Origin of the sequence: Pseudomonas sp. P7548, from assembly GCF_013386585.1 — a bacterium.
Lineage (GTDB): Bacteria > Pseudomonadota > Gammaproteobacteria > Pseudomonadales > Pseudomonadaceae > Aquipseudomonas.
In genome coordinates this window covers 1-2,064 of record NZ_JACARO010000131.1, presented here as the reverse complement: position 1 = coordinate 2,064, position 2,064 = coordinate 1, and the positions used below count along the sequence as shown (strand labels likewise).

The following is a 2,064-nucleotide window of genomic DNA, read 5'->3' as shown; positions in this document are numbered from 1 at the left end:
GAGGGCGCGGATCAGGGCGTTGGTTTCCGGTGGCGTGAGCTTTTTGCTGTCTTTGGGGTCCTTGGCGAACTTCTCGCCTTCGGCACCGATGCTGCCGAATGACACGGTGTAGAACACCATGTTGCGTTCTTCGAAGGACTGCTTGGTGGCGGGCTCGTTCAATTGCTTCTTGAGGGTGGCCAGGGTCGGGTTGCCGGAGTCCAGTTCCACCACCACCAGTGGGCGTGATTTGCCCAAATCCTGCTTGAGCGGGTTGATATCATCAGCGGCCAACAGCGGCCCCGTAAAAGCCATCAAGGTAGCCAGGGTCAGCGACCGGATGAGCATGCGCACCTCCTTTCAATTCCATGCAGGGTTCTTGAGTTTCATGTCTGCGACAGTCAAATTCAAGGATGATTCCTACACCACTTTAAGAAAGCGTAGGTCAGGACGCCCGCTACGCAAGGGGTTGGACCGGGTCTGCGGTGATTGTTTCCACTGATTACGGAAACATCATGAGACCTTCCACTGCGGCCAATGCCGTGCAAACACGGGGGCCACGATGGGGTCGGCGTCCACTTGGGCCAGGGTTTGTGCAAAGCCCGGGGCGAGGCCGTTCAACGCCTCCCGTGATTCGTCCCAACGCGACACTGCCGCCGCCATCAGGCCCAGTGCATTCGGCTCGCCGCTTGGAGCAAATAACTGCTCGGCAAACTGGTCGGCGAACACCACCCAGGCCTGGTGCAGGTAGCGCCGGGTGCCGGTGACCAGCTGTGTCTGCACCGTTTCATTGACGTTGCCCAGCCAGCGTTGCGGGTAGTCGATGATGCCGATGGCCGAGTAGCAATTGGCGGCGATGTACACCAGGCCGCGGATGACCTGTGCACGGTTGCCGCCCAGCAGGTCGGCGCCCGGAAATTCCAGGCCCAGGTGGATCAGGATCGCGGCGCTCTCCGTCAGCACCTGGCCATCCGGCGTCACCAAAGTGGGCACCTGCTTGAGCGGGTTGATGCGCGCCAGTTCATCACTGCCCTCGCCCTCGGCCCATGAGGCCGCGTCGACCCGTCGCCACGGCACCGCGCAGCGCTGCAGGGCGATTTCGATCATGCAGGAGCCGGATTCGTCGATGCCATAAAGCGTGTACATGGGCCTTTCCTCCTAGCGTTGCAGTTTGGCCTGCAAACCGGCCTTCACCTGCGGCCATTCCGAATCGATGATGCTGAAGCGCACCGAGTTGCGCTTGCGCCCGTCGGGCATGATGCGTTCGTGGCGCACGATGCCTTCCTGCACGGCGCCCAGGCGCAGGATCGCGGCGCGAGATTTCTCGTTGAGTTCGTCGGTGGTGAATTGCACACGCACGCAGTCGAGCACTTCGAAGGCGTAGGTCAGCAACAGCAGTTTGGCTTCGGTGTTGACCGCGCTTTTTTGCGTGGATTGCGCCAGCCAGGTGTGGCCGATTTCCAGCTTGCGATTGACCCGGTCGACCTTCCAGAACCGCGTACTGCCCACCACCTGGCCGCTGTCACGGCGCACGATGGTGAACGGAATGACGGTGCCCGCATCACGCCCGGCCAGGGCGGTGTCGATGTACTTATCAACCGTGTCCGGCCCCGGGACATTGGTGACCTTGAGGTTCCACAGTTCGCCATCGGCGGCGGCTTCAAGCAAGGCGGCCTTGTGGTCGCGGAGCAGGGGTTGGAGTTCGACCGTGGTGCCGGTCAGGGTGATCTGGGTCATGGAGGCGCTGCCGTCTGAGGGTCGTCAGAGACAGAGAGTGCAGGCTTGCGCCCGCACGAATCAAGCGTTTTAAAACAGGCCCATTTGCCCACCCACCAGGGTGCTGAAATCGTCGTCCACGAACGGCAGGATCGCGTCGGCCACCGGCTGCAATTGCCGGGTGACGTAGTGGTCGTAGTCGATGGGCGCCTGGCGCACTTCCAGCGGTTCGGGGCCATTGACGCTGATCACGTAGCTGATCCAGCCACCGCGCTGGTACTGGCGCGGACGCCCCAGGCGATCGTTGTAGTCATCCGCCAGGCGCGCGGCACGCACATGGGGCGGCACGTTGCGCTCGTAGTCGTCCAG

The 2,064-nt window shown here is 62.3% G+C and carries 2 protein-coding genes and 2 pseudogenes; all 4 read right to left on the bottom strand.

All coding sequences use genetic code 11. The features are described from left to right. Positions 1-327 (bottom strand): annotated as a pseudogene (locus HX803_RS31335) (tyrosyl-trna synthetase); the annotation flags it as partial. Between the two features lie 165 nt (positions 328-492). After that, on the bottom strand, positions 493-1,125 hold the full coding sequence (locus HX803_RS31330; protein ID WP_178925957.1) for a glutathione S-transferase N-terminal domain-containing protein: 633 nt from the start codon (positions 1,123-1,125) through the stop codon (positions 493-495). A gap of 12 nt (positions 1,126-1,137) precedes the next feature. Beyond that, positions 1,138-1,716 carry a GNAT family N-acetyltransferase gene (locus tag HX803_RS31325; protein WP_178925956.1) on the bottom strand — a complete coding sequence of 193 codons (579 nt, stop codon included), beginning with the start codon at positions 1,714-1,716 and terminating at the stop codon, positions 1,138-1,140. A 69-nt stretch (positions 1,717-1,785) separates the two neighbouring features. Beyond that, positions 1,786-2,064: pseudogene (locus HX803_RS31320) on the bottom strand (DNA polymerase II); the annotation flags it as partial.